Below are 5,861 nucleotides of genomic sequence, written 5' to 3' on the forward strand. Positions count from 1 at the left end.
AGGCGATTGTCGAAGACGTCATGAAGGAGGGGTTCACTACCGCCCTTCTGCGCGGGCTGGGGGGATCGAGCCTCTGTCCCGAGGTGATGAAGCTGACCTTCGGAAAGCAGAAGGGGTTTCCCGAGCTGCACGTGCTCGATTCCACCGACCCGGCGCAGGTGATGGCCTTCGAGAAAAAGATTGACCTCGCAAAGACGATCTTCATCGTCTCGTCCAAGTCGGGGGGCACGCTCGAGCCGAACATCTTCAAGCAGTACTTCTTCGAGCGGGTGAAGCAGGCCGTCGGCGAGAAGGAGGCCGGCAACCGCTTCATCGCGATCACCGACCCCGGCTCCAACATGCAGAAGGTCGCCGAGGGGGATCGCTTCCGGCACGTCTTCTTCGGCCTCAAGTCGATCGGCGGCCGCTACTCGGCGCTGTCGGATTTCGGGATGGTCCCCGCCGCGATCATGGGGGTCGACCCGGCGAAGTTCCTCGACCGCGCCGAGGAGATGGTCCATTCGTGCCGATCGTGCGTCCCGCCGATCGAGAACCCGGGCGTCGTCCTCGGCACGATCATGGGCGTCTGCGCCCTCAAGGGGCGCGACAAGATCACCATCGTCACCTCCCCCGGCATCTCGGACCTCGGCGCGTGGATGGAGCAGCTCATCGCCGAATCGACCGGAAAGGTCGGCAAGGGGATCATCCCCGTGGACGGCGAGTCGGTGGGCCCGCCGTCCGCGTACGGGAACGACCGCCTCTTCGCCTACGTGCGCCTCGAGTCGGGGCCCGACGCCACGCAGGACATGGCGATCAAAGCGCTCGAGGCGGCCGGACAGCCCGTCGTGCGCATCCAGGTGGCGGCGCCGTACGACCTCGGGCAGGAGTTCTTCCGGTGGGAGATCGCGACGGCGGTCGCCGGCTCGATCCTCGGCATCAATGCTTTCAATCAACCGGACGTGGAAGCCAGCAAGATCGCCACGAAGAACCTCACCTCGGCCTACGAGAAGGCGGGCTCGCTTCCCCCGGAGAAGCCCATCTTCGAGGGGGACGGCGTGAAGCTCTTCACCGACGGGAAGAACGCCGACGCCCTCACCCGGGCGGTGGGCGCCGACCGATCGCTCGTCGCGTATCTGAAAGCGCACCTCGGCCGGCTGGCGGCAGGCGACTACCTGTGCGTCTCGGCGTACGTCGAGATGAACGAGGCGCACCAGGCCACGCTCCAGGCGATGCGCCACGCCGTGCGCGACCGGAGGAGGAACGCCACGTGCCTCGGCTTCGGGCCGCGCTTCCTCCACTCGACGGGCCAGGCGTACAAGGGGGGGCCGAACAGCGGCGTCTTCCTCCAGATCACGTGCGACGACGCGAACGATCTCCCGGTTCCCGGACAGAAGTACACTTTCGGCGTCGTGAAGGCGGCCCAGGCGCGCGGCGACTTCGAGGTCCTCGCGGAGCGGGGGCGTCGCGCCCTGCGCGTGCACCTCGGCAGCCACGTCACCGCGGAGCTTGGTAAGCTCCGGCGGGCGGTCGAGCAGGCGCTCGCGTAGCGAACGGACTCACTCAACGGAAAGGAGTCACACGATGCAGCTCGGCATGATCGGCCTGGGCCGGATGGGCGCCAACATGGTGCGCCGCCTGATGCGCGGCGGCCACAAGTGCGTCGTCTTCGATCTGAACCCCGCCAACGTGAAGGCGCTCGAGAAGGAAGGGGCCACCGGGGCGTCGTCGATGGACGACTTCGTCAAGAAGCTCACGAAGCCGCGGGCCGCCTGGGTGATGGTCCCGTGCGGCGAGCCGACGGAGAAGACCGTCATCGCGCTCGCCGCGCTGATGGAGTCGGGGGACGCGATCATCGACGGCGGCAACTCGTACTTCAAGGACGACGTCCGGAGGTCGAAGGGCCTCCAGCCGAAGGGGATCCAGTACATCGACGTCGGCACGAGCGGCGGCGTCTGGGGGCTCGAGCGCGGCTACTGCATGATGCTCGGCGGCCCGAAGGGTGCCGTCGAGCGGCTCGACCCCATCTTCAAGACGCTCGCCCCCGGCCGCGGCGACGTCGCCCGCACGCCGGGGCGCGAGAAGGCGACCGGCACCGCCGAGGACGGCTACCTCTACTGCGGTCCGTCCGGGGCGGGACACTTCGTGAAGATGGTCCACAACGGGATCGAGTACGGCCTCATGCAGGCGTACGCGGAAGGGTTCGACATCTTTCGGAACGCGACGTCGAAGGAGCTTCCGGAGGATCAGCGCTACGACCTGAACCTCGCCGACATCGCGGAGCTGTGGCGCCGCGGCAGCGTCGTCGGCTCGTGGCTGCTGGACCTGACGGCGATGGCCCTCGTCGAGAACCCGTCCCTCTCGAATTACACCGGCTTCGTCCAGGACTCCGGCGAAGGGCGCTGGACGATCCAGGCCGCGCTCGACGAGGCGGTCCCGGCCGACGTCCTCACCGCCTCCCTCTTCACGCGCTTCCGCTCGCGGCAGGAGCACACCTTCGCCGAGAAGGTCCTCTCCGCGATGCGCCAGAAGTTCGGCGGCCACATCGAACGCCCGACGGGGAACTGAAGAGCATGGCGACAGAGACGAAACCCGGCGACCCCTGCGTCATCGTCGTCTTCGGCGCGGCCGGCGACCTGACGAAGCGCAAGCTCCTCCCCGCCCTCTACAACCTTCGCGGCCACGGCCTCCTCCCGAAGGATTTCGCCGTCGTCGGCGTCGCGCGGAAGGACTTCTCCACCGACGCCTTCCGCGCCGAGCAGTCCGAGGACATCCGGAAGTTCGCGACGACACCGGTTGACGACGCCGTCTGGGCCGACTTCAACCAGCGCCTGTACTACGTCTCCGGAGAGTTCGGGAACCCCGAGACGTACAGGAAGCTCGGGACCCTCCTCGCCGAGATCCAGACGAAGCACGCGACGAAGGGGAACGTCCTCTTCTACCTCTCGACGCCGCCGAGCTTCTTCGAAGAGATCGTCAAGCAGCTCGGCGGAGCCTCCCTCGTCACCGAGGAAGGGGGCGCGTGGCGCCGCGTCATCATCGAGAAGCCCTTCGGCCACGATCTCGACTCGGCCGTCGCGCTGAACAAGTCGATCCGCGCCGTCCTCGCCGAGACGCAGATCTACCGGATCGATCACTACCTCGGCAAGGAGACGGTCCAGAACATATTGGTCCTCCGCTTCGCGAACGGAATCCTCGAGCCGGTCTGGAACCGCCGCTACATCGACCACGTGCAGATCCTCGTGGCCGAGTCGATCGGCGTCGAGGGGCGCGGCAACTACTACGACCAGTCGGGCGTCCTTCGCGACATGATCCAGAACCACATGTTCCAGCTCCTCTCCCTCGTCGCGATGGAGCCCCCCATCAGCTTCCAGGCCACCGACGTCAGGAACGAAAAGGTGAAGGTCCTCAACGCCATCCACCCGATGACCCCGGAGGAGGTCCTGACCAACTCGGTTCGCGGGCAGTACGGCCCGGGGCCCGCCGAAGACCCGGGCTACCGCCGCGAGAAGAACGTCTCCCCCACGTCGAACACCGAGACGTACGCCGCGCTGAAGCTCTTCGTCGAGAACTGGCGCTGGGCCGACGTCCCCTTCTATTTGCGCTCCGGCAAGAAGCTCGCGAAGCGCTCGACCGAGATCGTCATCCAGTTCCGCCGCGCTCCCCTGCTCCTCTTCCGCCACACCATCGTCGACGCGATCGAGCCGAACCGCCTCGTCCTCCACATCCAGCCGAACGAGGGGATCACGATGGAGATCGAGGCGAAGATCCCGGGGCCGACGGTTCAGATGAAATCGGTCAAACTCGACTTCTCCTACAAAGATTTCGGCGAGGCCGCCCCTTCGACCGGCTACGAGACTCTTCTCTACGACTGCATGGTCGGCGACACGGCCCTCTTCCACCGCGCCGACATGGTGGAAGCTGCATGGTCGATCGCGAACCCGATCCTCGACGTCTGGAAGTCTCTTCCGGCGCGCGACTTCCCGAACTACGCCGGCGCCTCGTGGGGGCCGGCGAGCGCCGATCAGCTCATGCAGAAGGACGGCCGGAGGTGGATCAACCCATGACTCTCTCAGAGTTCGTGAAGGACCTCGAGGTCCGTTCGATTCTCATGCAGCTCGCTGCGGCGGGGAAGACATTCGCCTCGACGCTGTCGCGGGCCGCTCTCGACGGGATGCTCGGCGTCACGGGGGCCGAGAACGTCCAGGGGGAGGCGACGAAGAAGCTCGATCTCTTCGGGAACGAGACGGTGGTCGCGGCGTTCGGGTCTTCGGGGCCGGTGGCGGCGATGGTGTCGGAGGAAGAGGAGCTGGCGCATCATCTTTGTGATGGTCCGGCTGGTCGCTTCGTCGTGTCGATCGATCCTCTCGATGGGTCGTCGAATAGCGACATCAACGGAGCCGTCGGCACGATCTTCGGGATTCAGCGCCGCAAGACTTCGTCGGGGAAGGCTTCGGCTGAAGACATGCTGCGGCGCGGGTCGGAGCAGGTCGCGGCGGGGTACATCATGTACGGGCCTTCGACGATCTTCGTCTTCACGACCGGCCAAGGGACGAACGGGTTCACTCTGGACACGTCTCGTGGGGAGTTCGTCCTGTCGCACCCGAAGATGAAGTGCCCTCGGCGGGGGAAGTACTACAGCGCCAATCTCGGAAACGCGCCGCAGTGGGATCCTCGTCTTCGGGCGTACCTCGAGTACATGACGGCCTCCGACAAGGCTTCGGGGCGGCCGTACTCGCTGCGGTACGTCGGGGCTCTCGTCGCCGACGTGCATCGGTCGCTGGTGGAGGGTGGCATCTACTTCTACCCGGCGGACTCGAAGCACACGACCGGGAAGCTGCGGCTGCTGTACGAGTGCGCGCCGCTCGCGTTCGTGGTGGAGCAGGCGGGGGGAGCGGCTTCGACGGGCACAGGTCGAATCCTCGACGTCCAGGCGACGTCGATCCACCAGCGGGTGCCGATCGCGATCGGGAGCATGGATGATGTGGGGGTGTGGGACAGGTTCGTGAGGGACGGGAAGGCGTAGGAGCGAGCGGCACGCCAGACGGCTGGACGGTGCCGCGATTAACGGCCAAGAGCACTGATGCGAATAAGGCCGCACCGGCGCGGGACCAGTTCGGCTGGACCTCCTGAACTGCGGGCCTTCATGAAGCGCGATCGAGCCTTTCTCCTCGCCCCGGGCCCTGTGTTCTTAGGGATCCTATCGATGGGGACTTCTCGGGATGTGAGGGAGGCAACGAGGCTTACCAGAACGAGATGGCAGACTATCCCTGCCCCAAGCGGTAAGGATTGACTATTCCTTATGGCCAAGAAAGGAAAGAAAGCAGGTAAGCGCAGTAAAGAGAAAAAGCACCAAGGACAGCCTGACAAACGCCCGACCAAAGGGCGTGCCGCCCCAACAAAGACGAAACCTTGGAACTGGAAGCCAATAGGCGCACTAGTAGGAATAGCATCGCTAGCGATAGGACTAGTGGCGCTAATAGCCCTGCGACCTCGAATAGAGATGTCACTACTTGATAACCTAGACCCTTCACAGCCGCTATCTCGCCCCCTGCGAATTCATAACACAAGTTACTTCCCTGTTAGTAACATCAACGTAGCCCAATACGTAGTCCGCTTGCGGGACATTGGGTCAGTAGATATGGAAATGCACGACAACCTCTCTATAAGTCTCGAATGGGGCGTCAGCCAGCTTGGCATGGGGGAGTCTAGGACGATCATCTGGAATCCAAATGATGTGTCGTCTCCATCCGTGTTCGGTTAGGGTGGCGATCTGAAAGGAGTGGAAAGAGGGCCACGTCCTCTGTTCTCATTGGGTTGCGAGACCTAAATGGGAAGGAGGAAGAACCGTGGCCCGAAGGAAGTCTATCGGAATCCGCCGTCAG

General features: G+C 64.7%; 4 protein-coding genes. All 4 read left to right on the forward strand.

Translation table 11 applies throughout. The features are described 5' to 3' along the window. Positions 1-1,526, forward strand: a 1,526-nt coding sequence (locus HY049_18510) for a bifunctional transaldolase/phosoglucose isomerase (protein MBI3450893.1), incomplete at its 5' end; no start/stop codon positions are given. A 34-nt stretch (positions 1,527-1,560) separates the two neighbouring features. Then, positions 1,561-2,544 carry a decarboxylating 6-phosphogluconate dehydrogenase gene (gnd, locus tag HY049_18515; GenBank protein MBI3450894.1) on the forward strand — a complete coding sequence of 328 codons (984 nt, stop codon included), beginning with the start codon at positions 1,561-1,563 and terminating at the stop codon, positions 2,542-2,544. A gap of 5 nt (positions 2,545-2,549) precedes the next feature. Continuing rightward, positions 2,550-4,043: a glucose-6-phosphate dehydrogenase gene (locus HY049_18520; protein MBI3450895.1), complete on the forward strand. Its 1,494-nt coding sequence runs from the start codon at positions 2,550-2,552 to the stop codon at positions 4,041-4,043. Then, positions 4,040-5,002 carry a class 1 fructose-bisphosphatase gene (gene fbp / locus HY049_18525; GenBank protein MBI3450896.1) on the forward strand — a complete coding sequence of 321 codons (963 nt, stop codon included), beginning with the start codon at positions 4,040-4,042 and terminating at the stop codon, positions 5,000-5,002. Before HY049_18520 ends, fbp begins: the two co-directional genes overlap by 4 nt. Positions 5,003-5,861: the final 859 nt, after the last annotated feature.

This window comes from Acidobacteriota bacterium, assembly GCA_016195325.1.
Taxonomy (GTDB): Bacteria; Acidobacteriota; Polarisedimenticolia; order JACPZX01; family JACPZX01; genus JACPZX01.

Excerpts from the sequence above, each read along its gene's own strand:
- gnd (MBI3450894.1), top strand. The coding sequence starts at position 1,561 with ATGCAGCTCGGCATGATCGGCCTGGGCCGGATGGGCGCCAACATGGTG.
- HY049_18520 (MBI3450895.1), top strand. The coding sequence starts at position 2,550 with ATGGCGACAGAGACGAAACCCGGCGACCCCTGCGTCATCGTCGTCTTC.
- fbp (MBI3450896.1), top strand. The coding sequence starts at position 4,040 with ATGACTCTCTCAGAGTTCGTGAAGGACCTCGAGGTCCGTTCGATTCTC.